The organism is Streptomyces sp. NPDC043996 (assembly GCF_056435225.1).
The window spans coordinates 81400-106757 of the sequence record NZ_JBWKEY010000003.1; the positions used below are offsets into that span (position 1 = coordinate 81400).

The 25358-nt window shown below is 71.8% G+C and carries 19 protein-coding genes and 3 tRNA genes; 12 read left to right on the forward strand and 10 right to left on the reverse strand.

Going from position 1 to position 25358, the window contains the following annotated elements:
- Positions 1-974 precede the first annotated feature (974 nt).
- A complete protein-coding gene (locus AC07A4_RS07800) occupies positions 975-2282 on the reverse strand; it encodes a helix-turn-helix domain-containing protein (protein WP_478594505.1) in 1308 nt (435 codons plus the stop codon).
- A gap of 191 nt (positions 2283-2473) precedes the next feature.
- Here AC07A4_RS07800 and AC07A4_RS07805 point away from each other — a divergent pair, with 191 nt between their 5' ends.
- Positions 2474-2914, forward strand: coding sequence for a glycine-rich domain-containing protein (locus AC07A4_RS07805; protein WP_478594508.1), 441 nt, complete (start codon positions 2474-2476; stop codon positions 2912-2914).
- 167 nt (positions 2915-3081) lie between these two features.
- On the forward strand, positions 3082-3762 hold the full coding sequence (locus AC07A4_RS07810) for a class I SAM-dependent methyltransferase (RefSeq protein WP_478594510.1): 681 nt from the start codon (positions 3082-3084) through the stop codon (positions 3760-3762).
- 318 nt (positions 3763-4080) lie between these two features.
- Here AC07A4_RS07810 and AC07A4_RS07815 read toward each other — a convergent pair.
- The 3 genes from AC07A4_RS07815 to AC07A4_RS07825 all read right to left on the reverse strand — a co-directional run bounded on the left by AC07A4_RS07815 (position 4081) and on the right by AC07A4_RS07825 (position 4547).
- Positions 4081-4154 (reverse strand) — tRNA-Ile (locus AC07A4_RS07815).
- Positions 4155-4396: 242 nt separating this feature from the next.
- A tRNA-Asn gene (locus tag AC07A4_RS07820) sits at positions 4397-4469 on the reverse strand.
- A gap of 5 nt (positions 4470-4474) precedes the next feature.
- Positions 4475-4547: transfer RNA gene (locus tag AC07A4_RS07825), tRNA-Asn, on the reverse strand.
- Positions 4548-4705: 158 nt separating this feature from the next.
- On the opposite strand from AC07A4_RS07825, the gene AC07A4_RS07830 reads away from it, so the two are divergent.
- The 4 genes from AC07A4_RS07830 (at position 4706) to AC07A4_RS07845 (ending at position 10498) form a co-directional block, all read left to right on the forward strand.
- Entirely contained in the window at positions 4706-5017 is a 312-nt protein-coding gene (locus AC07A4_RS07830) for a YtxH domain-containing protein (RefSeq protein WP_478594512.1), read from the forward strand.
- Between the two features lie 199 nt (positions 5018-5216).
- Entirely contained in the window at positions 5217-6641 is a 1425-nt protein-coding gene (locus tag AC07A4_RS07835; RefSeq protein ID WP_478594515.1) for an FGGY family carbohydrate kinase, read from the forward strand.
- A gap of 198 nt (positions 6642-6839) precedes the next feature.
- Positions 6840-8573 (forward strand): ABC transporter ATP-binding protein, encoded by a 1734-nt coding sequence (locus AC07A4_RS07840; RefSeq protein WP_478594517.1) that lies wholly within the window; start codon positions 6840-6842, stop codon positions 8571-8573.
- Between the two features lie 26 nt (positions 8574-8599).
- A complete protein-coding gene (locus AC07A4_RS07845) occupies positions 8600-10498 on the forward strand; it encodes an ABC transporter ATP-binding protein (protein ID WP_478594520.1) in 1899 nt (632 codons plus the stop codon).
- Positions 10499-10504: 6 nt separating this feature from the next.
- Here the strand turns inward: AC07A4_RS07845 and AC07A4_RS07850 are convergent, their stop codons facing one another.
- The 5 genes from AC07A4_RS07850 to AC07A4_RS07870 form a co-directional block, all read right to left on the reverse strand.
- Positions 10505-11797 carry an RNA polymerase sigma factor gene (locus AC07A4_RS07850; RefSeq protein WP_478594522.1) on the reverse strand — a complete coding sequence of 431 codons (1293 nt, stop codon included), beginning with the start codon at positions 11795-11797 and terminating at the stop codon, positions 10505-10507.
- 185 nt (positions 11798-11982) lie between these two features.
- Positions 11983-13890: a DNA primase gene (gene dnaG, locus AC07A4_RS07855; protein ID WP_478594524.1), complete on the reverse strand. Its 1908-nt coding sequence runs from the start codon at positions 13888-13890 to the stop codon at positions 11983-11985.
- 218 nt (positions 13891-14108) lie between these two features.
- A complete protein-coding gene (locus tag AC07A4_RS07860; RefSeq protein ID WP_478594526.1) occupies positions 14109-15371 on the reverse strand; it encodes an NAD(P)/FAD-dependent oxidoreductase in 1263 nt (420 codons plus the stop codon).
- A 116-nt stretch (positions 15372-15487) separates the two neighbouring features.
- The gene (locus AC07A4_RS07865) at positions 15488-16894 is read right to left on the reverse strand and encodes a deoxyguanosinetriphosphate triphosphohydrolase (RefSeq protein WP_478594529.1); all 1407 of its coding nucleotides are present in this window, start codon (positions 16892-16894) and stop codon (positions 15488-15490) included.
- A 47-nt stretch (positions 16895-16941) separates the two neighbouring features.
- The gene (locus AC07A4_RS07870; RefSeq protein ID WP_478594532.1) at positions 16942-17943 is read right to left on the reverse strand and encodes a sirohydrochlorin chelatase; all 1002 of its coding nucleotides are present in this window, start codon (positions 17941-17943) and stop codon (positions 16942-16944) included.
- Between the two features lie 437 nt (positions 17944-18380).
- On the opposite strand from AC07A4_RS07870, the gene AC07A4_RS07875 reads away from it, so the two are divergent.
- Positions 18381-20468 carry a molybdopterin oxidoreductase family protein gene (locus tag AC07A4_RS07875; RefSeq protein ID WP_478594534.1) on the forward strand — a complete coding sequence of 696 codons (2088 nt, stop codon included), beginning with the start codon at positions 18381-18383 and terminating at the stop codon, positions 20466-20468.
- On the opposite strand, the gene AC07A4_RS07880 is transcribed toward AC07A4_RS07875, so the two are convergent.
- On the reverse strand, positions 20434-20856 hold the full coding sequence (locus AC07A4_RS07880; RefSeq protein ID WP_478594537.1) for an ATP-binding protein: 423 nt from the start codon (positions 20854-20856) through the stop codon (positions 20434-20436). The genes AC07A4_RS07875 and AC07A4_RS07880 overlap by 35 nt on opposite strands.
- A 199-nt stretch (positions 20857-21055) precedes the next feature.
- Here AC07A4_RS07880 and AC07A4_RS07885 point away from each other — a divergent pair, with 199 nt between their 5' ends.
- The 5 genes from AC07A4_RS07885 (at position 21056) to AC07A4_RS07905 (ending at position 25350) form a co-directional block, all read left to right on the forward strand.
- A complete protein-coding gene (locus AC07A4_RS07885) occupies positions 21056-21916 on the forward strand; it encodes a helix-turn-helix domain-containing protein (RefSeq protein ID WP_478594540.1) in 861 nt (286 codons plus the stop codon).
- A 3-nt stretch (positions 21917-21919) separates the two neighbouring features.
- Complete coding sequence (locus AC07A4_RS07890; RefSeq protein ID WP_478594543.1) at positions 21920-22114, forward strand: DUF397 domain-containing protein; 195 nt, start codon at positions 21920-21922, stop codon at positions 22112-22114.
- A 101-nt stretch (positions 22115-22215) separates the two neighbouring features.
- Positions 22216-22614, forward strand: a complete 399-nt coding sequence (locus AC07A4_RS07895; RefSeq protein ID WP_478594546.1) for a DUF6507 family protein — start codon at positions 22216-22218, stop codon at positions 22612-22614.
- Positions 22611-24722, forward strand: coding sequence for a hypothetical protein (locus AC07A4_RS07900; RefSeq protein ID WP_478594548.1), 2112 nt, complete (start codon positions 22611-22613; stop codon positions 24720-24722). Before AC07A4_RS07895 ends, AC07A4_RS07900 begins: the two co-directional genes overlap by 4 nt.
- Positions 24703-25350: a pentapeptide repeat-containing protein gene (locus AC07A4_RS07905; RefSeq protein ID WP_478594551.1), complete on the forward strand. Its 648-nt coding sequence runs from the start codon at positions 24703-24705 to the stop codon at positions 25348-25350. The genes AC07A4_RS07900 and AC07A4_RS07905 overlap by 20 nt, the downstream gene beginning before the upstream one ends.
- Positions 25351-25358 lie beyond the last annotated feature (8 nt).

Genomic DNA, 25358 nt, shown 5'->3' on the forward strand with positions numbered 1-25358 from the left:
GTCGATGTCGAAGCCATAGCGCCATCGTGGCACCGCAATGACACCACCACAAGGCCACACTGACCCAACTTGGCACCACACAAAGGCAGTTGAGCGCCACCGATGGCATCACGCGCCACGCTGCCGCACCGAGCGGCACCGCGACCCACCACCCTCCCGCCCGAGCCGTCGGCCACCACCGCCGGAGCGGGACCGGCGCCCCGCACACACCCCTCCCCGGCACCAACCACGGCCACACCACGGGGACTACGGCACCTGGCACCCCCGGGCCCCGCCCACTACCGCGCACATCACCCCACCCCGGGCACCCCGAGAAGCACACCTTCCACGACGCCCACAACCCCAAGAGCTGACCACCGAGAGATCTTTCCGAGAACGCCGGACCCGATCCCGGCCCTCGGGGCCGGACGGCGGCAGGGTCACACACCGCCACCGTCCTGGCGGCAGGACGCCCAAGAGATCAGCGACAACACACACCCAAAACCTGACATTTACCCAAACAACAACCCACCCCACCACTCACCCACCACTCACCCCCCACTCACCCCACCCCCACTCCACCCCCCTCCATCAAGCCGCTCGTCTTGACCCCGGCCCGCGAAGCGCTCGTCGGCCAGCAGCAGGGCGGCGACGGGCAGTTCGACGCGCTCGATGAGAGCGATCCACTCCCGGCCCGCCTGTGTGGTCGCAAGCTGTTCGCCGCGCACCCGGCGCAGCGGCTGCCCCCCTCCGGAACCCCCACGAACCCCGCCACTACCTGCGGCCAGCGGGCGCCATCCGGGGGCGTTCGCGGTCACGGCGGACGGGAGGACGGGAGGACGGGTGGGGCTCACCCCAACCCGGCGACGCGTCCCCAAGCAGCAAGGGTGCGCTGCGGCTGCTGACTCTAGGGCGTGGCGCAGAGCGCATCGGGCGGCGGGGCTCCGCTACAGCGGCGGCGTCGCTCACTCCTTGTCGCGACGGGAGCCAGACGGTCAGGCCTCAGGCAATCCTGCGGCCTTAGCCAGTTCGCGTACGCCCGGTGTCCGTGGGTGTTTGGCGCGCAGGTCGGAGATGATCGTCCGGATCGCGGGGCGGTCACGTACCTCGCCCGGCGAGACCCGGGCGGCCGAGAGCAGCTCCGTCGCCGTCTGTTCGGGCTTGCCCCACTGCCACCACGCGCGGCCGAGGTCGGTGTGCAGCCTGGCCTTGCGCTCGGATGTCTTGAACTGGCCGGCGTACAGGCCACGGCCCACATCGAGGGCCGTTCCCGCGTCGCCGAGCGCCCAGTGCACGCCAACCGCGTACAGGTCGACGGCAGCCGGGGTCAATGGAAACAGGCGCTCCGCAGGAGCCTCATCGGGAAGACCGCGGGCGGCACGGCGGGCCTCTCCGATCATGGAGAGGGCCTGGTCGCGGTCGTCGGCACGCGCCGCTGTGTACGCGGTGGTGCAGAGCATCTGGGCGTACGTCGAAGCCTGGGCGCCGGTCCTGAGCCCGGTCCTTTCGACACCCCGGAGGGCCTGGTGGACCAAGCGTTGCGCGGCCGGGGACTGGTCCTGGTGGCGCAGGACAATGCTCAGCTCACGGGCGGCGGAGGCTGCGACCAGCGGTGATCCGGACAGCTCGGCGTGGGTGGTGGCGCGGTCGGCGGTCAGACGCGCCCGCGGGTAGCGGCCCATCTTGATCAGGGCGGCGGTGGCCAGGCCGTAACAGGCGGACAGGCGGGCATGGGCGTGATCGGTACCGCGCGTACGAACGTCGTGGTGCAGGTCGCCGAGGAGGCCGGGCAAGCCGTGGAGAAATGCCGTGTGGCGACCGGCGTCGAAGATGGCGCGGGCCTTGGCGAGGCGGGCGTCGAGAGGCACCGGTGACCCGGTCGGGTCGGGCGTGACGGCCAGCGCGTCGTCCAGCGAGCTCAGCAGCGCGGCGGGGCCGACGAGCCCTGCGGCGGCGAGAAGCGTACGACGGCGCATGGGATCGGCCTCCTCGGCGCAGCGTGGCCTGTCGCGGGCCACCCTAGTGGCTGGGGAGGCGCTGAGCCCGAGCGACGCAGCCAGCACGTGTGTCGGTACACCCACCTCGCGGGCGGCGCGCCGCAGGAGGGTGAGGTCGGTGCGTGTGCCGCGCTGTTCGAGGCGGGAGACGGTGGAGGCCGAGCAGCCGATGCGCGCGCCGAGGTCTGCCTGGCGCCAGCCGCGGTGCCCGCGGCCGAGCCGGATGAGCCCGCCCGGGTCACAGTGGGCGACGAGCGTGCAGACGAGTGCGCTGTTCCACAGCGGGTCGGTACCGGTGGCAGGCATGCCCACCTCCGCTCGCGGGGGCAGGAAAGTCCACGCTAGAAGCCCGGACCTGCCCCGTCTACGACGTGTGCACGACCTGCAAACGGCATGCACGGTACGGGAGTTGGCTGCCTACGCGGTCGCGCCAGCGCTTTCGTGGAGGCAGTCGCCCCGACAGTCCGTCGGCGACACCGGCACACCGGGAGGTCCACATGACCACAGCATTCGAGACTCGCGTACGCGATCCGCGTACATACGTGAAGCCGGAGGTATGGGAGCGCGAGGTGCAGCTCCTGATGCGGGACCATCCCTTCGACGAGGTGATGGCCACCCGCCTCTTCCACGCGGCGGTGAGCTATCTGATCACCGCGATGGAGAAGTGGGGACAAGGCCTGGAAATGTGCTGCGGGCGCATCGTGGACATCGCGGTGCACGTGTTCATCCTGGATACGCGGAACTACCGCGAGTTCTGCGCCGAGCACTTCGGCGGCCGGTTCCTGGAGCACATCCCTGAGATCGCCTTCAAGTACGACGGCTCGGTCGAGCGCACCGCGCACATCGTCGCCGACAACGGCTTCGAGGTGGACTGGAAGCTGTGGGAGGCCGACTTCGCCAAGTGCGGCCCCTGCCGTCCGGGGTCGAACTGCCACTGAGAACCGGCCTCACCCGAACGGGCCCGGAAGCGCACCGCACGCTTCCGGGCCCACCTTCGTGCTCCTTCGTGCTCCTTGAGTCGATTGCCCCCGTCCACCCGCACACGGCCGGACGGGTCGGTACGGTGTCCCACTCCACCGGCCGCGCCGCCCCCTCAAGGAGCCTCATGCCCCACGCGCCGCAAACCCCGGCCGAGTACTGGGACACCTACAAACCGAACTGCGGCGAGGGCCCCGCGCCGCGCCCGGACGCGGCGGTGTTCGAGTGGACGCAGTACCCCGGCCACGGGCCCGGCGCCGAATTCCTGGGCTCCCCCCTGCCCCGTCGCGCCCTGGACCTGGGCCCCGCGGAAGGCGCGGAAGCCGCGCACCTCGCCCGGCGGGGCGTGGAAGTGACCGGCGTGGACCTGTCCCCCGTCCAGATCGCGCGCGCCCGCACCTGGTGGCAGGACACCCCTCGGCTCGACTTCGTACACACGGACGCCGTGGAGTACCTCGCCAGCACCTCAACGGCGTTCGACGCGATCTACAGCGTGTGGGGAGCGGTCTGGTTCACCGACCCCGACCGCCTCCTGCCGCTCATCGCCCGCCGCCTCACACCGGGCGGCGTCCTGGCCTTCGCCCACGCCGAACCGACCAGCGAGACATACGGACCCCAGCGCATGCGCGGCAAGTGGCTGGAGGGCCGCGAGCACGAACTCACCGTGCTGCGCTGGCAGTACGGAGCCGAAGCCTGGATGAGCCTCCTCAAGCGGCACGGCTTCACCAACGTCGATGCCCAGGTCCTGCCAGCCCCCGCCAACGAGCCGGTCGGCACCCTCCTGGTACGCGCCCGCACTCCTTCCTGACGGCCTCGCTCGCCCGACGGCCAACGTGGGTAAGGGGCTGCGCTCCTACGGGAACAGGCCTGGTTCCAGTTGACCGCCAGCCTGCGTCCGCAGCGGCAGAGGGCTACACCTTCGACCTGGCCCAGCGCGTGGTGCCGGGCTCGACGCACCTCTCCGCCTCCAGCCCGCCGAACGGCCCCGCGCGACACGGCGCCCAGCTTGCTCGTGCGGAGCCCGGTGCGGGTCGTAGCATGCCCGCCAAGAGGCCCCGTGCGGCGACGGCCCAGCGAAAAGGCCCACGGAGTGACGTTTCCGCAGGCCAGATCGATTCTGCTTCGGTGGGGCGGGTGGGACTCGAACCCACGGCCGACGGATTATGAGTCCGCTGCTCTAACCGGCTGAGCTACCGCCCCCAACGGCGCGTCGCGCACATTTGTGCGCGCCGTCTGCCGCAGCATAGCCGCTCATACGATCTCCTGCTTCGGCTGGTCGGCAACGCACGACCATGAGGACCCCGCTGCGGGCCGCGCGGTTCCACCAGGGGCGAAACGAGTTCGTACGAGCGCTCGTTGGGGGGACGGCGCCGGGGGCGCCGCCGGCACGCGCGAAGGCCCCTGGGCGCCGTGGTGGCGCCTCAGGGGCCCTCGTCGTACAGCTCTCCCGACTGGACTCGAACCAGTAACCTGCCGGTTAACAGCCGGCTGCTCTGCCAATTGAGCTACAGGAGACCGAGCTCCCCCGACTGGACTCGAACCAGTAACCTGCCGGTTAACAGCCGGCTGCTCTGCCAATTGAGCTACAGGGGAATGACTCTTGGTGACGGAGTCACTGCAACAATGTCACCTACCTGGGGATTCCCGGGCGGCGTGCGCTCGCTGCGACACATACATTAGCGCAAGCAGGGGGGTGCTCCGCCAATCGGTATCCCCAGGCGACCGACGTCGGCAGTCGAGGCAAGGGAAGGGTGGCCGTCATGCGCTACCGGCTCACATTCGCGGCAGGACTCGTCCTCGGGTACGTCCTGGGGACGCGGGCCGGACGCGAGCGCTACGAGCAGCTGAAGAAGACCGTGCGCGAGATCGCGCAGAACCCGGCCGTGCGCAACACCGTCGAGTCCGCCGCCCAGCAGGGCCGCGACGCGGCGGGCAAGGCCTTCCACTCGGTGTCGGAGAAGGTGGGCGACCGCATGCCCGAGTCCGTCGCCGACCGGGTGCGGTCGCTGCGCGAGCGGGGGCAGGGTGACTCCGAGGACGACTGGGGGACGAGCAATACGTAGCGGGTACGAGGCGGGGGACCGCTCTTCGGAGGGGTAGGACCGCTGGTCACGGCCGTTCCGGGTGGAAGGACTCCGCCTGGGGCGGCCGTGACGCGTGCGGGCGGGCTTCCGGCCGGGAGCGGGCGGAGGCGGCGCGGGGGCAGTGCGGGGTGCGGACATCTGTGCGGGGCATCCCCCCGGGTGCGGCAGAATCCTCGCCATGGGGATAGTCGCGGGGTTGGACAGCTCGCCCGATTTCACACGCATCGTGGTCTGTGACACCGACACGGGCGCCGTACTCAGGCAGGGGTACGCCCCGCATCCGCTGGAGGGCGGCGAGGGCGGCCGGCCCGCCGACGTCGATCCACAGGCCTGGCTCCTCTCGCTCGGCGAGGCCGCGGGCGGCGGGCTCCTCGAAGGCGTCCAGGCCATCGGCGTCTGCGCGCAGGACCACGCCCTGGTGCCGCTCGACGCGCAGGGCGCCACGGTGCGGCCCGCGCTCGTCGGCAACCACCCGCGCGCCCAGGTCGCCGCGGCCGACCTCATCGACGGGCTCGGCAGCCGCCAGGCCTGGGCCCAGGCCGTGGGCTGCGTCCCGCAGGCGGCGCAGCCGGTGGCGAAGCTGCGCTGGCTGGCCAAGCACGAGCCGGAGTCGGCGCGGCGCGTGGCGCGGCTGACGCAGGCGCACGACTGGCTGGTGTGGCAGCTGCTCGGGCGGCCCGCGCGGCACACCACCGACCGGGGCGGGGCCTCGGGGACCGGTTACTGGTCGGCGGCGACGGGCGCCTACCGGCCGGACCTGGTGGAGCTCGCGCTCGGGCACCAGGTGATGCTGCCGGAGGTCATCGGCCCCGCGGACGCCGCGGGGACGACCCCGGAGGGCCTGATCATCTCGGCGGGCACGGGCACGACGATGGCCGCGGCGTTCGGGCTCGGCCTGATGCACGGCGACGCGGTGGTGTCGCTCGGCGCCTCCGGTTCCGTGATGGCCGTGCACCACGAGGCCCTGGTCGACCCGAGCGGCACCATCACCTCGCTCGCCGACGCCACCGGCATGCATCTGCCGGTCGTGCACACGGCGAACGCGGTACGGGCGCTGCGCGGCACCGCCGAGATGCTGGGCGTTCCCGACCTGGAGTCGCTCTCCGACCTGGCCCTGAAGTCGACCCCGGGCGCCCACGGGCTCGTACTGCTGCCGTATCTGGAGGGTGAGAAGACGCCGAGCCTGCCGCACGCGGCGGGCACGCTGACCGGGCTCAGGCGCGAGTCGATGAAGCCCGAGCACCTGGCGCGGGCCGCCTTCGAGGGGATGCTGTGCGGGCTCGGGGACGCCCTTGACGTGCTGCGCGGGCGCGGCGTCGAGGTGCGGCGGGTGTTCCTGCTCGGCCCGGCCGCCGATCTGGCCGCGGTGCGGGCGGTCGCGCCGATGCTGCTCGGTACCCAGGTCGTGGTCGTCCAGCCCGCCGACTACGCGGCGATCGGCGCGGCCCGGCAGGCCACCTGGGCGCTGACCGGGCAGCTGCCGCAGTGGCAGGGCCCCGCGGGGCAGGTCTTCGAGCCGGGTGAGGAGCTCCCGGTGGGCCAGGCGGTGCGGCAGCAGTACGTGACGGTGCGCGAGCAGGCCCATCCGGGGGCCTTCGCGTAACCCCCGGCCCCCCGAAAGGTGGCGTTCCGCCACGTTCCGTGAGAGGCGCGAAACGTTCAGTGGGACCAGATCTTGACCAGGGCTGATTTTTGACCGGGTCATGGGTTAATCGGTTGCACACGGCTGGGGTCGTTGGCGGAGGATGGTGGGCGACTTTCGCCCGCCACCCCGACTCCGAAACTCTGCCGAGAGACGAGCGTGCTCATACGACTCCTGCGGACCCATCTGGGCCCGTACCAGAAGCCCATCGCCCTGTTGGTGCTCCTGCAGTTCCTGCAGACCTGCGCCTCGCTCTATCTGCCCACCCTCAACGCGGACATCATCGACAACGGTGTCGTGAAGGGGGACACCGGCTACATCCTGTCGTTCGGCGGCCTCATGCTGGCCGTCACCGTCGTCCAGATGGCCTGCAACATCGGCGCCGTCCTCTACGGCGCGCGCACCGCGGCCGAACTCGGCCGTGATGTGCGCGCCGCCGTCTTCGACCGCGTCCAGGACTTCTCCGCCCGCGAGGTGGGCCAGTTCGGGGCGCCCACCCTGATCACGCGGACCACCAACGACGTCCAGCAGGTGCAGACGCTCGTCCTGATGGCGTTCACCCTGATGGTGTCGGCGCCGATCATGTGCGTCGGCGGCATCGTGATGGCGCTCGGCCAGGACGTGCCGCTCTCGGCGGTGCTGCTCGCCGTCGTGCCGGTCCTCGGCATCAGCGTCAGCCTGATCGTGCGGCGCCTGCGGCCGCTGTTCCGCACGATGCAGGAGCGGCTCGACACGGTGAACCGCGTGCTGCGCGAGCAGATCACGGGCAACCGCGTCATCCGCGCCTTCGTCCGCGACGGCTATGAGAAGGAGCGCTTCCGGGGCGCCAACGCGGAGCTGACCGACATCTCGCTCGGCACCGGCAAGCTGCTCGCCCTGATGTTCCCGATCGTGATGACGGTGGTGAACCTTTCGTCGATCGCCGTCGTCTGGTTCGGCGCCCACCGCATCGACGACGGCGCCATGGAGATCGGCGCGCTCACCGCGTTCCTCGCCTATCTCATGCAGATCGTCATGTCCGTGATGATGGCCACCTTCATGTTCATGATGATCCCCAGGGCCGAGGTGTGCGCCGAGCGTATCCAGGAGGTCCTGGACACCGAGCCGAGCGTCGTCCCGCCCGCCGCGCCCGTGCGCGCGCTGCGCGGCCACGGCCAACTGGAGCTGCGGGGCGCCGGATTCCGCTACCCGGGAGCCGAGGAGCCGGTGCTCAAGGGCATCGACCTGGTCGCGCTGCCCGGCGAGACGACCGCCGTGATCGGCTCGACCGGCAGCGGCAAGTCGACGCTCCTGAACCTCGTGCCCCGGCTGATGGACGCCACCGAGGGCGAGGTCCGCGTCGGCGGCGTCGACGTCAGCACCCTCGACCCGGCGCTGCTCGCCCGCAGCGTGGGGCTCGTCCCGCAGAAGCCGTACCTCTTCGCGGGGACCGTGGCCAGCAACCTTCGCTACGGCAATCCGGATGCCACGGACGCCGAGCTGTGGCACGCCCTGGAGGTGGCGCAGGCCAAGGAGTTCGTCCAGTCCCTCGCGGAGGGCCTGGACGCGCCCGTCGCGCAGGGCGGCACGAACGTGTCCGGCGGTCAGCGCCAGCGCCTGTCCATCGCCCGCACCCTGGTGCGGCGCCCGGAGATCTATCTGTTCGACGACTCGTTCTCCGCGCTCGACTACGCCACCGACGCGGCCCTGCGGTCCGCGCTCGCGCACGAGACCCGCGAGGCCACGGTCGTGATCGTGGCCCAGCGCGTGTCGACGATCCGCGACGCCGACCGCATCGTCGTCCTCGACGAGGGCCGCGTCGTCGGCACGGGACGCCACCACGAGCTGATGGCGGACAACGAGACGTACCGGGAGATCGTCCTCTCCCAGCTGACGGAAGCGGAGGCCGCGTAATGCCCCCAGGCGGCGTGGGTGGACCGATGATGGGGCCGGACTCCCGGTCCATGGACTTCAAGAACTCCGGCAAGCGGCTGCTCGGGCAGTTCCGCGCGGAGCGCGTCACGATGTACGGGATGCTCGCGGCCTGCGTGCTGAGCGTCGGCCTGAGCGTGCTCGGCCCCAAGATCCTGGGGCACGCCACCGACCTGGTGTTCGCGGGCATCGTCGGGCGGACCATGCCCGAAGGGGAGAGCAAGGGCGAGGCGATCGAGCGGCTGCGCGACAGCGGCGACGGCGGCATGGCCGACATGCTGTCCGGGCTCGACTTCACCCCGGGCCAGGGCATCGACTTCGGCGCGATCGGCTCCGTACTCCTCTTCGCCACGGTCGTGTTCGTGGCGGCGGGCCTGCTGATGACGGTGGCCACGCGGCTCTCCAACCGCGCCATCAACCGCACCGTCTTCCGGCTGCGGGGCGAGGTGCAGGCGAAGCTGTCGCGGCTGCCGCTGTCGTACTTCGACAAGCGCCAGCGCGGCGAGGTGCTCAGCCGGGCCACGAACGACCTCGACAACATCAACCAGACCCTCGGGCAGACGATGGGCCAGCTCATCAACTCCCTCCTGACGATCGTCGGCGTCCTGGTGATGATGTTCTGGATCTCGCCGCTGCTCGCGCTGGTGGCGCTGGTGACGGTGCCGCTGTCGTTCGTCGTGGCGACGAAGGTCGGCAAGCGGTCGCAGCCGCAGTTCGTGCAGCAGTGGAAGTCCACCGGCGCGCTGAACGCGCACGTCGAGGAGATGTACACCGGGCACACCCTGGTGAAGGTGTTCGGCCGCCAGGAGGAGTCCGCGAAGGCGTTCGCCGCGCACAACGACGCGCTGTACGAGGCGTCGTTCAAGGCGCAGTTCAACAGCGGCGTCATGCAGCCGCTGATGTTCTTCATGTCGAACCTCAACTACGTGCTCGTCGCCGTGGTCGGCGGCCTCAGGGTGGCCTCCGGCTCCCTGTCGATCGGTGACGTGCAGGCCTTCATCCAGTACTCGCGGCAGTTCTCGATGCCGCTCACGCAGGTCGCGTCGATGGCGAACCTGGTGCAGTCCGGCGTCGCCTCCGCCGAGCGCGTCTTCGAGCTCCTGGACGCCGACGAGCAGGAGGCCGACCCGGTGCCGGGCGAGCGGCCCGCGGACCCGCGCGGGCGCGTCGGGATGGAGCGGGTCTCCTTCCGGTACGAGAAGGACAAGCCGCTGATCGAGGACTTGTCCCTGGCCGTGGAGCCTGGCCACACCGTCGCCATCGTCGGGCCCACCGGCGCGGGCAAGACCACGCTGGTGAACCTGCTGATGCGGTTCTACGAGGTCAGCGGCGGGCGCATCACCCTGGACGGCGTGGACATCGCACGCATGAGCCGCGACGACCTGCGCGGCGCCATCGGCATGGTGCTCCAGGACACCTGGCTGTTCGGCGGCACCATCGCGGACAACATCGCGTACGGCGCGGCCAAGGAGGTCACGCGCGAGCAGATCGAGCGGGCCGCGCGGGCCGCGCACGCCGACCGGTTCATCCGCACCCTGCCCGAGGGCTACGACACCGTCATCGACGACGAGGGCACGGGCGTGAGCGCGGGCGAGAAGCAGCTCATCACCATCGCGCGGGCGTTCCTGTCCGACCCGGTGATCCTGGTGCTCGACGAGGCGACCAGCTCCGTCGACACCCGCACCGAGGTGCTCATCCAGAAGGCCATGGCGCGGCTCGCGCACGGGCGCACCTCGTTCGTGATCGCGCACCGGCTCTCCACCATCCGGGACGCCGACACCATCCTGGTGATGGAGGACGGGTCCATCGTGGAGCAGGGCACGCACGACGTCCTGCTCGCCGCGGGAGGCGCGTACACGCGCCTCTACCAGGCCCAGTTCGCCGAGGCCGTGGCCGAGGTGGACTAGCCGCGATCAGTCCAGGTAGCCCCTGAGCTGGTCCGCGAAGGCGTGGTCCCGCAGCTTGTTGAGGGTCTTCGACTCGATCTGGCGGATGCGTTCGCGCGTCACGCCGAAGATCCGGCCGATCTCCTCCAGGGTGCGGGGCCTGCCGTCCGCGAGGCCGTAGCGCAGCTGCACCACCTTGCGCTCGCGCTCGCCGAGCGTGGAGAGGACCGCCTCCAGGTGCTCGCGAAGGAGCAGGAAGGCCGCCGACTCCACCGGGCTCGCCGCGTCGCCGTCCTCGATGAGGTCGCCGAGCGCGACGTCGTCCTCCTCGCCCACGGGCGCGTGCAGCGACACCGGCTCCTGCGCGAGCCGAAGGACCTCGCTGACGCGCTCGTGCGGCAGGTCCAGGTGCGCGGCGACCTCCTCCGGCGTGGGCTCGTACCCGCGCTCCTGCAGCATGCGGCGCTGCACGCGCACGACCCGGTTGATGAGCTCCACGACGTGCACCGGTACGCGGATCGTGCGGGCCTGGTCGGCGAGCGCGCGGGACATGGCCTGGCGGATCCACCAGGTCGCGTACGTGGAGAACTTGTAGCCGCGGGCGTAGTCGAACTTCTCGACGGCCCTGATGAGGCCGAGGTTGCCCTCCTGCACGAGGTCGAGCATGGTGAGCCCGCGCCCCACGTACCGCTTCGCGACGGACACCACCAGGCGCAGGTTCGCCTCGATGAGGCGGCGCTTGGCCATGCGGCCCACGACGACCAGCTTGTCCAGGTCGAGGGCGAGCTGGGAGTCCAGGTCGGGGGTGCCGGCGAGCTTCTCCTCGGCGAAGAGGCCGGCCTCTACGGCGCGGGCGAGCTCCACCTCCTCGGCGGCGGTCAGCAGGGGTATGCGGCCGATCTCGCGGAGGTACTGGCGGAACAGGTCGGAGGACGGTCCGCCGGTGTCGGCGCGGCCGCGCGGGCTTGGCAGCTCGGCGGGCTCGGCGGGCTCCGCGCTCTCGGCGCTCTCGGCGGGGCCCGTCAGCTCCGGCGGCAGCTCGGGGTGGAGGGTGCCGCGGCTCTGCGCCGGCACGGTCGCGATGACGTCGGCTTCCGCCTCCGCGTCCGCGCTGGGCGCGGTGCCGGTCTGGGTGAGGGTCTGGGTCTGCACGGGGGCGACCTCCAGAGTGATCACTGCTGAGGCGTGTGGCAGCGGTGCGACGGGACCGGCGTTGACGGCCTCGCCGCTGTCCGTCCCGAACACGATGTGTGGAACCGCGGAATCACCGGACCCGCATCCGCTGTCTGTGGTCCGGCCGCGCTCCGAGGACTCAGGCACCGCACCCCAGTGTGGAGTACGACACACGGTCGCCACGAGGGGCGTGCGGTGACTTTTTGAGTCCGGTCCGTAACCACCCGGTTACCCCTCGCGGGGCGCCCCAGACATGGGCGCGGCGCGGGCGTTTCAGCCCGTCCGGCGTTTGAGGACGAGGCGCGGAGCGCCGATCGTCTTGAGCCGCGAGGTCAGAGGGCTGCCGCGCCGCGTTCGCGGAGGGCCCGGCCGTACTGCTGGAGGACCCAGAGTTCGTTCTGGACCGCGGTGAGTTGCTCGGGGTCGCCGTGGCTGCCGCTGAGGCGGGTGAAGGTGCCCTGGACGTCGCGGACGCGCCGGTCCACGGCCCGCAGCCGGACCGTCACCAGCTGCTCCCCCGCGTACGCCTCGTCGACCGTGCGCCGCATGATCGCCTCCACGGCCAGCTCCGTGACCATGGCGCGGACGGTGTCGTCGGGGGCGGCGTCCCGGACGCGGACCAGATACTCCTGCGGGTCCTGGATGCCGAATTCCGCGCCCCCGGCGTCGAGGACGGCCTGCCGCACGGCCGCGTACGGCGGGGCGGTGAACTCGTCGACGCCGTACGCGTCGAACGCCGGGGAGACCAGCTCCGGGCGCTGGAGCGCGAGCTTGAGGAGCTCACGCTCGGTGGCGTACACGGGGTTGCGGAGGTTGAGCGCGGGTCCTGCGGGGCCCGAGGGCGCGGGCGACCCGGACGGGGCGCCCTGCTGGGGGCCGCCGCGCGGGGCGGGCCCGCGGCCGCCGCGGTCGCGGGCCCAGCGGGCCAGCTGGGCGACGCGCTTGACGACGAACTGCGTGTCGAGGATGCCGAGCATGCCCGCGAGCTGCACGGCGACCTCGTGCTGCGCGCCGCTGTTCTTGATGCGGGCGACGACGGGCGCGGCCTCGTCGAGGGCGGCGGCGCGGCCCGCCGGGGTCTCCAGGTCATAGCGCGCGACGATCTGGCGCAGCGCGAACTCGAAGAGCGGCGTGCGCGGTTCGACCAGGTCGGTGACCGCGGCGTCGCCCTTGGCGAGACGCAGGTCACAGGGGTCCATGCCGTCGGGTGCGACGGCGATGTACGTCTCGGCGGCGAACTTCTGGTCGTCCTCGAAGGCGCGCAGGGCCGCCTTCTGGCCGGCCGCGTCGCCGTCGAAGGTGAAGATCACGCGGGCCGAGCCGTTGTCCATGAGGAGGCGCCGGAGGATCTTGATGTGGTCGCCGCCGAAGGCGGTGCCGCAGGTGGCGATGGCCGTGGGCACCCCGGCGAGGTGGCAGGCCATGACGTCGGTGTAGCCCTCGACGACGACGGCCCTGCTGGACTTGGCGATCTCCTTCTTGGCGAGGTCGATGCCATACAAAACCTGGGACTTCTTGTAGATCGGGGTCTCGGGCGTGTTCAGGTACTTCGGGCCGTTGTCGTCGTCGCGGAGCCTGCGGGCGCCGAAACCGACGACCTCGCCGCCGATGTCGCGGATCGGCCACATCAGACGGCCCCGGAAGCGGTCGATGGGGCCGCGGCGGCCGTCCTGGGAGAGGCCGGAGAGGGTGAGCTCCTTGTCGGTGAAGCCCTTGCCGCGCAGGAAGCGCGTGAGGTGGTCCCAGCCCGCCGGGCTGTAGCCGACGCCGAAGTGCGCGGCGGCGGCCTGGTCGAAGCCGCGCTCGGCGAGGAACGTGCGGCCGATCTCCGCCTCGGGGGACTCCAGCTGGGCCGCGTAGAACTCGGCGGCCGCCTTGTGGGCCTCGATCAGGCGGATGCGCTCGCCGCGCTGGTGGGAGGGGTTGTACCCGCCCTCCTCGTAGCGCAGGGTGATGCCCGCCTTGGCCGCGAGGCGCTCCACCGCCTCGGAGAAGGTCAGGTGGTCGACCTTCATCACGAAGGTGAGGGTGTCGCCGCCCTCCTGGCAGCCGAAGCAGTGGAAGAGGCCCTTGCTGGGGCTGACCTGGAACGACGGGGACTTCTCGTCGTGGAAGGGGCAGAGGCCCTTGAGGTTTCCGCCGCCCGCGTTGCGCAGCTGGAGGTACTCGGACACCACGGCGTCGATCGGGACCGCGTCCCGAACCGCCTTCACGTCCTCATCATTGATCCGTCCAGCCACGGTCGAAATTCTACGGCTCTCTGGCGGGGGCGCCTTGAGCCGGTGGTCGGATCGCGCTGGCGCGCTCGTCCTCAAACGCCGGACGGGCTGAAACCACCGGCAGGTTCCAGCCCCTCCGGCGTTTGAGGAGCGGGGTCTGGGGCGGAGCCCCAGGTCGGGAAGGGGTGCCCGCGCGCGGAGCGCGCTAATGGACACAGCGGGGCGTCCCGCGAGGGCCGTCAGGGGAGCAGGGTCGTCAGGGGGTGGGACGGGTCGGCCAGGGCTTCGGGGTCGGGGTGGGCGGATGTGCGGATGAGCTTCTGGATGGGCTCCGTGACATCCCGCACATTCACGTTCATCCCGGCGAGCACCCGCCCCTCGCTCAGCCAGAACGCGATGAACTCCCGCTTGCCCGCGTCACCGCGGATCACCACCTGGTCGTACGACCCGGGGGGCGCCCAGCCCGAGTACTCCAGGCCGACGTCGTACTGGTCGGAGAAGAAGTACGGCACCCGGTCGTAGGTGACGTCCCGGCCGAGCATGGCGCGGGCCGCGGCCGGGCCGCCGTTCAGGGCGTTCGCCCAGTGCTCCACGCGCAGCCGGGTGCCGAACACGGGGTGCTTGACGGCGGCCACGTCACCGGCGGCGTAGATGTCCGGATCGGAGGTGCGCAGGGTGGCGTCGACGGCGATGCCGCCGCCGTCGGCGCGGTCGACGAGGGCGAGGCCCGCGGACTCGGCGAGCGCGGTGCGCGGGGCGGCGCCGATCGCGGCGAGCACGTCGTGCGCCGGGTGCTCCTCGCCGTCGTCCGTGCGGGCGGCGAGGACCATGCCGTCCTGGCCCGCGATCTCGGTGAGGCGGGCGCCGAAGTGGAAGCGGACGCCGTGCTCGGCGTGCAGGTCGGTGAACATCTGGCCGACCTCGGGGCCGAGGACGGCGTGCAGCGGCGTCGGCTCGGGCTCGACGACGGTGACCTCCGCGCCGTACTCCCGCGCCGCCGCGGCGACTTCGAGGCCGATCCAGCCCGCGCCCGCGATCACCAGGTGGCCGTTGTCGCGGCCGAGGGCGGCGAGGACGTGGCGAAGGCGGTCGGCGTGGGCGAGGCGGCGCAGGTGGTGGACGCCCGCGAGGCCGGTGCCCGGCACGTCCAGGCGGCGGGGCTCGGCGCCGGTGGCGAGCAGCAGCTTGTCGTAGCGGATGACGGTGCCGTCACCGAGGCGGACGGTGTGCGCGTCGCGGTCTATGGCGACGACGGTCTGGCCCAGGTGCAGTTCGACGTCCGCCTGCGCGTACCACGCGGGCTCGTGGACGAAGACGCTGTCGCGGTCCTCCTTGCCGAGGAGGTAGCCCTTCGACAGGGGCGGGCGTTCGTAGGGGTGGTCCCGTTCGTCCCCGATGAGGATCACCCGGCCGGTGAAGCCCTCGGCGCGCAGCGTCTCGGCCGCTTTCGCACCCGCGAGACCTCCTCCGACGATGACGAACGTCTGATCCGCGTCGACCACTTGATGCCTCCTCGAAACCTCAGGTCCACTGGGAGAGTCCCGCACGGAGCGTGATGGCGGAAGGGGTACTGCGTCGTTCCGGCCACTTTCTGTCACACCCTGTGCTCACTCCATGGTCACTCATGGCGGTGCGTATTCCGGTGCGGTGCGGTGAGCCGCGCGTGCAGGGCGCGGGCCGCGGCATCCGTGAGGGACGCGATCTGGTCGATGACCACGCGCTTGGCGGCGCGGTCGTCGGGCGCGGCGTCGTACAGCGCGCGGAACTGGGGGTCGAGGCCCTCGGGGGCGCGCGCGGTGAGCGCCTCGGCGAGCTCGGCGACGCAGACCCGCTGGTCGGCGCGGAGCCGGGTCTGTTCGGCGCGCTGCATCACGTAACGGTCCGCGACGGCCTTGAGGACCGCGCACTCGAGCCGCGTCGCGCGCGGGACGACGAGTTCGGCGGCGTAGCGCGTGAGGGGGCCCGTGCCGTACCGCTCGCGGGTCGCGGTCTCGGCGGCGAGGCAGAAGCGGCCGATGAGCTGGCTGGTGGCGTCCTTCAACCGGGCCTGGGCGACGGCCGATCCGTCGTACCCGTGCGGCCACCACTCCTGCTCCTGGAGGCGGTCGAGGGCCTCGGCGAGCTCTTCGGGGGCGGTGTCCGCGGGGACGTAGCGGCCGATGGCGACGGCGAACACGTCCTGGCGCTCGGGCTCGGCGTGCAGCAGGTTCGGGTCGATGTGGCCCGCGTGCAGGCCGTCCTCGACGTCGTGCACCGAGTACGCCACGTCGTCCGACCAGTCCATGATCTGCGCCTCGAAGCAGGTGCGGTGGCCGGGTGCTTCCTTGCGGATCCAGTCGAAGACGGGCCGGTCGTCCTCGTACACGCCGAACTTCACCGAGCCCGGGTCGCTGGGGTGGGCGCCGCGCGGCCAGGGGTACTTGGTGGCGGCGTCGAGGGCGGCGCGGGTGAGGTTCAGGCCGACGCTGACCAGTTCGCCGTCCGCCTCGCTGCGCGTGAACCGCTTGGGCTCGATGCGGGTGAGCAGCCGCAGGGACTGGGCGTTGCCCTCGAAGCCGCCGCAGTCCTGGGCGAGGTCGTTCAGCGCCTGTTCGCCGTTGTGCCCGAAGGGCGGGTGGCCGAGGTCGTGGGAGAGGCAGGCGGTCTCCACCAGGTCCGCGTCGCAGCCGAGGGCGGCGCCGAGCTCCCGGCCGACCTGGGCGCACTCCAGGGAGTGCGTCAGGCGCGTGCGCGCGCTGGCGTCCCAGGCCTGGCTCTTGGTGCCGGGCGTGACGACCTGGGTCTTTCCGGCGAGGCGGCGCAGCGCGGCGGAGTGCAGGACGCGCGCGCGGTCGCGTTGGAAGGCGGTCCGGCCCGGGCGTTTGTCGGGCTCGGCGGCCCAGCGCTCGGCGGCGGCCTCGTCATAGGAGGACGCGGCGTGCTCGGTGCTCTGGGGCTGCTGGGTCTGCTGGATGTTCTGGGCGTTCTGGGTGTTCTGGGTGTTCTCGGTGGGCCCGGTGGTCGCGTTCGGTGCGGTGCCTTCCATGCACCGACAGTAGACGCAGCCACCGACAGCGCGCGCTACGGCCCCGGTCAGGCGGGCGTCAGCCGGCGCGCGGACGCCGGGGCCCGCGTGCGGGAACACGCCTGGTCGTAACGGTGCAGCAGGAGGGCGGCGAGAGCCGGGTGCGCGCCGAGCGGCGCGGCGGCGCACTCCGGCGCGGCGGCGGCGGCCTCGGCGGCGAACCGGCCGGGCGCGGTGAAGTACGAGGCGACGGCGACCCGGCGGACACCCGCGGCGGCGAAGGCGGCCACGGCGCCGGGCACGGTGGTCGGCGTGGCCGGGGTCGGCGCCGCGTAGGCGGGCTCCACGGGCACGCCGAGGCGGCGGGCGAGCAGGGCGGCGGCGCGGCGGGCGTCGACGGCGTGCGCGGGGTCGCGGGACCCGGCGGCGGCGAGGACGACGCCGTGGCCCCGCCCGGGCGCGCCCGCGGGCCAGCCCGCCTCGGTGAGCCGGTCACGCAGCACCTCGGCGAGGAGCCGATGCGGGCCGAGCGGCGCGGCGACCCGGCTGGTGAGCCCCGGACACACCGCGCGCACGGCGGCCGCCGTGGCGGGGATGTCGTGCGTGACGTGGTGACCGTGGCTGAGGAGCAGGGGGACGAGTACGGCGCGGGGGTGCGGCGGGGGGTGGGGAGTGGCTGGGGAGCCGGGAGAGCCGGGAGAGCTGGCTGAATTGGCTGGAATGAGTGAGTGGGGTGGGTGTGGTGGGTGGGACGGGGTTTCGGCGGCCAGGGCGTGGAGCGTGTCCGCGAGCAGGGGGGCGTTGAGCTCGATGTGGCCGAGGCGGACGTCGAGCCCGGGGCGCAGCGCGCGGACGGCGTCGAGGAGCGCGGTGACCGTGGCCAGGGCGCGGGGGTCGCGGCTGCCGTGCGCCACGACGACCAGGGCGGGCCGCGCCGCGACCGGGGGGCGGGAACTCGTGGGGTGGCGGTAGCCGTTGAGCGTGGCGAGGCCGAGGCGGCTGCCGAGTTCGTCGGTGATGCGGGTCAGGAGCTGGGCCGCGGTGTCCAGGGGCGGGGTCGACGGCGTCATGGGCCGAGCATGGCCGGGGCGCGTTGCCTGGCCGTTGCGGCGCCGTGACGGTTCTTTTCGTCCGGCTCACGGTCGGGGGTGGGGGCGCGGGGCGCGGGGCGCGGGGCGCTGCGGGTGCGGCGTCCGGTGCCCGCCGCTTCGCGGCGGGGTGTTTCCCACCCGCCCACCCGTCTCTCCCTGGCTTCGCAGGCGCGGCTCGGCGCGGAGCGCTGCGGGTGCGTGGATCGGTGCCCGCCGCTTCGCGGCGGGAGGTTTCCCACCCACCCGCCCGCCTCTCCCCGGCTTCGCCGGTGCGCGTAGGCGCGGAGCGCTGCGGGTGTGTTCTCCGGGGGGCGGTATCGGGCTCACAGCACCCGCCCCCGCCCTCGGAGTCGTGCGTACCGTCGTCGTAACCAAAAGCGGCCGGGGGTGAAACACGGGGCTCGGAGGGTGGGGGCATGCGACAGGAGCTTCGATCCGGGGCCGTCACGCCCACCCACTGTCCCTACTGCGCGCTCCAGTGCGGCATGGGGCTTGCGCGTGACGCCGAAGGCGTGAAGGTTGTGGAGCGGCCCACGTTCCCGGTCAACGGGGGCGCGCTGTGCGGCAAGGGCCGTACGGCGCCCGCGGTGCTCTCCTCCCGGGTGCGCCTGACCGAGCCGGTCGTCCGATCCCACGCCACGGGCAGGCTCACACCGGCCACCTGGGAGGAGGCCCTCGACCGCGTGGCCGAGGGGCTGGCCCGCGCCCGGTCCCGGTACGGGGCGGACGCGTGCGGGGTGTTCGGCGGCGGCGGCCTGACCAACGAGAAGGCGTACGCGCTCGGCAAGTTCGCGCGGGTCGCGCTCGGGACGTCGCAGATCGACTACAACGGGCGGTTCTGCATGTCGTCCGCCGCGGCGGCGGGCCAGCGGGCGTTCGGCGTCGACCGGGGCCTTCCGTTCCCGCTCGCGGACGTCGCCCGTACCGACTGCCTGATCCTGGTCGGCTCGAACCTGGCGGAGACCATGCCGCCCGCGCTGCGGTATCTGACGGAGCTGAAGGAGCGCGGCGGCACCCTGGTCGTCGTGGACCCGCGCCGCACCCGCACGGCCGCCCACGCGGACCTGCACCTCGCGCCCCGCCCGGGCACGGACCTGGCGCTCGCGCTCGGCCTGCTGCACCTGGTGGTGGCCGAGGGCCGGGTCGACGAGGCGTACGTACGGGAGCGCACCAGCGGCTGGCCGGAGGCGCGGGCGGCGGCGATGGCGCACTGGCCGGAGCACGTGGAGCGGATCACCGGCGTGCCGGTGCCGCTGCTGCGGGAGGTGGCGCGGCGGTTCGGCGAGGCCCGGCACGCCATGGTGCTCACCGCGCGGGGGCCCGAGCAGCAGTCCAAGGGCACGGACACGGTGTCCGCGTGGATCAACCTGTGCCTGGCGACGGGCAGGCCGGGCCGGCCGCTGTCCGGGTACGGCTGTCTGACCGGCCAGGGCAACGGCCAGGGCGGACGTGAACACGGCCAGAAGGCCGACCAGTTGCCCGGCTACCGCAAGCTGACCGACCCGGCGGCGCGGGCGCACGTCGCCGGGGTGTGGGGCGTGGACCCGGAGGCACTGCCCGGCCCCGGCCGCTCGGCGTACGAACTGCTCGACGCGCTCGGCGGCGACGTGCGGGCCCTGCTGCTCATGGGCTCCAACCCGGTGGTGTCGGCGCCGCGCGCCGCGCACATAGAGGAGCGCATCCGGTCCCTGGACTTCCTGGCGGTGGCGGACGTGGTGCTCTCCGAGACCGCCGAACTCGCCGACGTCGTGCTGCCGGTGACGCAGTGGGCGGAGGAGACGGGGACGGTGACGAACCTGGAGGGGCGGGTGCTGCTGCGGCGCCGGGCGGTGGACCCTCCGGCCGGGGTCCGCAGCGACCTCACGGTGCTGCGGGGGCTCGCGGAGCGGCTCGGGCACGGGAAGGGGTTCCCGGACGAGCCGGAAGAGGTCTTCGAGGAGCTGCGGCGGGCCAGCGCGGGCGGGATCGCGGACTACTCGGGGATCACGTACGAGCGGCTCGCCGAGGGCGACGGGGAGGGGGTCTTCTGGCCATGCCCCGAGGGAGCGGACGGTACACCCCGGCTGTTCCTCGACCGCTTCGCGACCGACGACGGGCGGGCCCGGTTCGTGCCGGTGACGCACCGGGACGCCGCCGAGGAACCCGACGCGGAGTATCCCGTGCTCCTGACCACGGGGCGGGTCCTCTCCCAGTACCAGTCCGGCGCCCAGACGCGCCGCGTCGCCGAGCTGAACGCCGCCGCGCCGGGACCGTTCGTGGAACTGCACCCCCGCCTCGCGGCCCACCTGCGCGTGTCCGACGGGGAGCCGGTCGCCGTGACGTCACGGCGCGGCCGCGTCGTCGTCCCCGCGCGGGTCACGCCCGGGATCCGGGCGGACACCGTGTTCATGCCCTTCCACTGGCCTGGCCCCGGCCGCGCCAACACCCTGACCCACCCCGCGCTCGACCCCGTATCCCGGATGCCGGAGTTCAAGGTGTGCGCGGTCCGCCTTGAGCGCGCCTGACGACGTCCAGCTCACACCACACCGCCTTGCCGACGGTCAGTTGGCACACGCCCCACCGCGCGGCGAACTCCCGCACGATCAGCAGCCCCCGGCCGGACACGTCGTCCGGCGCGGCGTCCCTCGGCTCGGGCAGCGCCGTGCCCTCCGGGTCGGACACGGAGATCCGCAGGACCCCTGCGGCAAGGGCCAGCTCCACGCGGAACAGCCGGTCCCGCGAGCACCCGTACAGCACGGCGTTGCCGCCCAGCTCGGACACCAACAGGGCGGCACTGTCGGCCAGTTCGGGGTGCCCCCACTCCGCGAGGAGGCGGTGGGCTCGGTGGCGGGCGAGGGTGACGCTCTTGGGGAGCGGGGTGTAGTCCAGGCGGTCGTAGCGGGGGGCGACCATGTCGCTCACCTCCGGGCACAGGGGTCAACTGGCGCCGCTCTGCGAGCGGTTGAACACGGAAGGTAGCGGTGACTTTGTGATCCTAACAAGTTCCTTCTGAGGGAAATCCCCCGAACGTGGTTGCAGACGCGGCTCGTTGGCCGCCAGACTGGCCGCGCACTGACCCCAGGAGGAACAGCACGTGACCGCGAATCCACCGATGCAGGGCCACAGCATTTCGACCGTCTTGGGCCGCCGCCTGGGCGGGGAGCTCATCAAGCACCGCGTCGCCGCCGGGCTGAGGCAGAACCACGCGGCCGAGGCGCTCACCGCGTCCACGACGAAGGTCGCGAAGATGGAGCGCGGGTGGGTGCCGATGCGGGCGCCCGACATTCGCACGCTGTGTGAGCTGTACGAGGTGCGCGACCCCGGCACGGTCGGAAGCCTCCTGGAGTTGGCACGGGTCGACCGTGAGCGGCGCAAGGCCAAGGGCTGGTGGGACGACACCGACCTGGGTGATATGCACGAGTACGTGACGCTGGAGCACGCCGCCACCACGATCAGGACGTGGCAGCCCTCGTTCGTACCAGGACTCCTCCAGACGGCAGACATGATGCGCGCGATCCGGGCCGACTTCGAGCGGACCGAACTCACCGATGCGGACGAGGTGTTCGTCGCCGCACGGCTACGCCGTCAGGACCTGCTCACCGGCGATTCGCCACTCACGCTACGGACCCTGATCTACGAGGCCACCCTCCGGAACGCGATCGGCAGCCCCGCCATCATGCGCGAGCAGTTGGAGCACCTGACTACAGTGGCGCGGCGGCCGAACATCGCCCTGTCAGTGGTCCCCTTCGGCGCGGGCGCCCACCCGGGCCTGAACGGGCCCTTCAACATCCTCTCGTTCGCGGAGCCGGGCGCCATGGACGTGGTGTTCACGGAGCTTCCGTTCTCCGAGGTCTGGCACGAAGGCGGGGAGGAGGCCGCACGATACGATGAATTGTTCGAGTTGATCGCGCAACGCGCACTCAGCGAAAGCGATTCGCTCGCGTTCATCCGTAGCTTGAGCAAGGAGCTTTGAGCCATGCCCGGCGCCTTCGACTTCCGCAAGTCCAGCTACAGCGACGGCAAGGCCGAGTGCGTAGAGGTAGCCACCAACATCCCAACGACCACCGCCATACGCGACTCCAAGAACCCCGATGGGCCCACGGTCACCGTCGCCCCCACCACCTGGACGGCCTTCCACGCCGCCCTCGCCGAAGGACACTTCTCCCACTGACGGAATCGCGCCACCGCCGACCCAACCTCGTTGCGTCTGCAACCGCGTAAGCGAGAACATGTTCGGTGCACTACGTGTAGGGAGCGGCAGGGGGGTTTGGTGTGACGGGGTGGGACATCTCGCCGTCCGGGGTGAGTTCGGTGGTGTCGCTGGTGAAGCTGGCGATGGACGACGTGGCCAAGGACGTCAAGGCGTACGGGAAGGACGTGAAGAGCGCCGCGACCTGGGCCGGCACGATCGGTCCTGAGATCTGTCCGCCGGGGCCGCCCGGCCCGGTCGGCGTAGCCCTCGCGCTGTTCGTCGAGAGGACCACGGGCGACGCGCTCTTCCTCGGCGCGCGGGCGGCGAAGTCGGTGAACGGGGCGATCGAGGCGACGAACGCGTACATCGCCGGAGACTTGGAGCAGGCCGCGAACGCCCAGCGCAGGGCGGGGCAAGCCGTCGACGTCAAAGCCCTGCTTGAGGCCGCCCGCAAGAAGGCGGGGCAGGAGAAGCAGTGATCGACCCTGACGGCATACCTCAGTACTCCGGCAACTTCGAGACCTTAGAGAAGGCCATCTCGGCGCTGCGGACCGACGCCACCGGCATCCGTAACGGCGGGTCGGACGTGCACGCGCGCTTCCAGGCGCTGGGCGCGTACTACGTGGCGCCGGAGGCCGGGGACCTGTTCGCCAGCACGCGCCCGGTGATGGACAAGGCCGACGCGTTCGCGGCCAAACTGGAGACGGTGGCGGACGCGCTGGAGACGTACGCGGCCGAGGCGCGGCCGCTCGCCAAGCGCCTGAAGGACCTCAAGGACGAGGCCGTCGCCTTCGCCGCCAGCGTCGAGGGCGACGACGACTGGGAAGAGGACGGCGACAAGACCGCCCGGAGCAACGAGCTGCGGGACGCGGTGTCCGAGGCGGAGAGCGCGTTCAAGGCGGCGGAGCGGCGGGCCGCGACCAAGATCTCCGCGCTTGTGGGCGGTCCCCGGTTCGTCGAGGACGACGGCAGTGGGCGCAAGGCGACCAAGAAGGTCGTGCCGTACGGCTATGACGCGGGCCTGTTGAAGAAGTCCAAGGAACTGCCCTGGGGCACGCCGGTACAGGAGTCCCTCCAGTTCTGGGAGGTCCACCGGATGGCCAAGCGCTACGTCTGGGACGGTTTCGTCCTCGACGGGGGCCTCGCGGCGCTGAAGGGCCTGGGGCACCTGGTCGGCATCGGGGGCTCGGCGAAGGACGCCTGGAGCACGCTGGGTGATGTCGCCGGAGGCATCGGCCAGTACACCCTGAAGCCGTACGACTGGGTGCTGGACAAGACCATGCTGGCGGACCAGGACAGCGCGGGGGAACGGCGGCAGAAGACGGCCGCGCGCGAGTTCGCCAAGGGGGTGGTCGCGTGGGACCAGTGGAAGGAGAACCCCTTCCGTGCGGCGGGCGCGACGACCTTCAACGTCCTCACGTTGGGGGCGGGGCCGCTGGCGGTGGTGTCCAAGGGCGGCGGTGCCGTAGCGAAGGCCGCGGGGGTCGGGGCGAAGGTCGGCACGTACGCCGATCCGCTCGGGGCGGGGGTCGCGCTGGGCGGCAAGGCCGTCGGGGCCCTGCCGAAGGTCTCCGACCTGGCCAGCCGTGTCCGCGTCGGCGCCACGGCGGGTGGGGCGGGCGTCCACACCGTCCTCGACTTCAAGGGGATCTCCAAAGTCCGCATCGAGGACGGCCAGTTCACCGTCACGAACAACGGTGCCGATCAGGCCGGGGCGGCCCCGCACGAACCCTCCGCCGTCGCACGCGCGGCCGCCGCGCCCGAGCCTGCTCGGCGGTACGAGCTGGCTGGCGCGGGGGCGCGGGGGCCCGAGCGGGCGGCCGGCGGGGGCGAGGGGGCGGCGCCGCACGCCGCGGGCGGGGGTGGCGGGCACGCCTCCGGTTCCGCTGGTTCCGCTGACTCCGGTGCGGACCCTGCGGGTAGCGGGAGCTCCGGTGCGCATGGCGAAGGCCAGAGCTCCAGTGGCCACCCGGGGAGAGCCCACGGTGAGACCGTCGGGCCGACAGAGCACGGGCCACGGAGCCCTCACGAAGGTTCTGCCGACGGGCCGGCCGCGGAGCTCCCGCCCCCGGATCGCGTGAACGAACCCCTGCCCGAGCTCACGCCCGACGAAAAGGCAGCTCACTGGGACCACTTGAGCAAGGTGGAAGGGCGGAGCCCCGAAGACTTCGACCAATTGCAGCGAGACCCGGACAAAAACGGTGGCATCTCCGATCCGTCCAAGGACGAAGCCAGGGTCGGACTGGACCTTCGTGAGCAAGGGCGCCTCCCTGACGACATTCGGCGCCCGACGGGAGCTGACGGCGGCGAGTTCTACTCCCCCAGCACGGGGAGGTCCTATGACATCAAGGGGGTCCATTCCGATTGGCCACCCTTCAATAACGTGCGGGATAAATCCCAGCCATTCAAGGGCGCATACAATCCGGCAAGAAACAAGAGGTGGGTAGAGAAGCTTGCCGAGCAGATCATCGAAAAGCGGCGCATCGTGATCATTGATGTCCGGAACGCAAATCAAGCAGCAATCGACGACATCAAGTCGATCGTGGAGAAGAACGGCTGGGAAGACGATGTCATCTGGTACCCGTGACGACTGGGCCCCCCGCGTGTTCCCCGCGGACCCTGACGCCGCAGGCCGGCTGCGGGAGTGGATGCGGCAGGAGCGGGGCGGGTTCGACGCCGTCGGGCTTGACTTGAGCGGTGCGGACCTGTCCGGCGGCGACTTCTCGGAATCCTGGTTCACCGACGCCAAGCTGGTGGACGCCAAGCTGGTCAGGGCGGATCTGTACCGCAGCGACGCGGAGGGAGCCGACTTCTCCCGCGCGGACCTCACGGGCGCTTCCCTCGTACGTGCCAACCTCGATGACGCCGTCCTGCGCGGTGCGACGCTCGACGGAGCGGACCTCGTCAAGGCCTCCCTCTACGACGTGGACGCGTGCGGCGCGTCCCTGCGCGGCGCACGGATCATGGGCGCGTCCCTCCTGAACGTCAACTTCTGCGGCGCGGACCTCTCCGCAGCGATCCTCCAAGAGAACTCTTTCAAGGTCACACTGGATGGAAGTACACAACTCCAAGGCCTTTCGGGGACGTTGTTCGGTCCGATTCAGTTGGTGGACCAGGGTGTGACCACTGAGATCGGTGGCGCCGACCTGGGGCGCTGGCTACGCGCCAGAGGGAGTGAAGCGCGCGTTCTCACTCCTCGCGGCGACAACGCCTAGCCGTCGTC